The sequence below is a fragment of the Pseudomonas fluorescens genome (genome assembly GCF_902497995.1).
Classification (GTDB): domain Bacteria; phylum Pseudomonadota; class Gammaproteobacteria; order Pseudomonadales; family Pseudomonadaceae; genus Aquipseudomonas; species Aquipseudomonas fluorescens_BK.
Map to the genome: position 1 here is coordinate 1 of NZ_CABVII010000057.1, position 1,194 is coordinate 1,194.

The window sequence follows — 1,194 nt, forward strand, 5'->3', positions numbered from 1 at the left end:
GCAAGCCCGCTTGTATGCTAGGACTTGAAGGGAGGAGAAGGGACAAAGCCCGATTCTGACTGTTGACGCAGTACAGATCCGTGGGAGATTTCGCCCCTCCTCCTTTCACCCAAGCGCCGATAAAGAATGCATCAGGCTAAGACCGACGATAGGAACAAGCCTGCGCCCCTGGGTGAGCCCTTCAAGTGTTCAAAACCATATCTCGGGGGAATTTCAATGGCAATGCCGGTTTCTGTCTTGACGCCAATCGTTGGCGTCGATGTCGCCAAGAACGAGTTGGTGATCTTTCAAGCTGAGCTGGATCTGCTTGAGACGATTCCCAATAACAAGACGGCAATCAAGCGATGGCTGAAGGACTTGCCAGGGGCTGTCGAAGTCGCCATTGAGTCCACCAATATCTATCACTTAGAGTTTGCCGATCTGGCCCATGAGGCCGGCTGCACGATCTACATGGTGGATGGCTATGAGCTGAGCCATTACCGCAAAGGCGTGAAAATTCGTGCGAAGACCGATGCGCTGGATGCCAAATTGCTCGCTCGCTACCTAAAGAACGAACACGAAGAGTTGCATCCGTGGATCCCGCCGTCCCCCCTGTATCGCAGGCTTTTGAGTCTTTTTCGCCGTCGTTCTGCACTGGTTCAGGCCCGAGTTGGCTTGGTGCAAAGCTGGTCGAATGAACCGCTACTCAAAACAGCCTTTGCCGCGCAAGTAGCGTCAATGCAGAAGCTTGAGGTGCTGGTCGAAAAGATGATTAATGATCACTTGAAAGAGGCCGGCTTACTCGCTCAGTTAAAGCGCTGCATGAAAGTTGAAGGGATCGGATTTCTGACGGGCGCTCGCCTGATCGCGGCATTTCAACGAGGCGACTTCAGAAACGCGGACGCATTCATCGCTTTTCTAGGAATGGATTTGCGAGTCTCGAAATCAGGACAGAAAGACGGTCGAAGGAGCTTGACCAAACGTGGAGATCCCGAGGCACGCCGACTTCTGCACAACGCGGCCATGTCGGCCAGCCGTACGTCAACCTGGAAAGGGTTTTACCAGGAGCAAAGAGATCGAGGATTTAGTACCACGCAAGCACTGGTGATACTGGCTCGCAAACTCGCTCGAATCGTATTCGCCCTACTGAAAGGGCAGAGCGAATACCAACCGAAAGCAGGTTGAGGCTTCCCCTCAACCATAGAATCTCCCACA

At 53.2% G+C, this 1,194-nt stretch carries 1 protein-coding gene; it reads left to right on the forward strand.

Going from position 1 to position 1,194, the window contains the following annotated elements:
• The first annotated feature begins 216 nt into the window (after positions 1 to 216).
• Positions 217 to 1,164, forward strand: coding sequence for an IS110 family transposase (locus F8N80_RS30870; RefSeq protein WP_150744406.1), 948 nt, complete (start codon positions 217 to 219; stop codon positions 1,162 to 1,164).
• Positions 1,165 to 1,194: the final 30 nt, after the last annotated feature.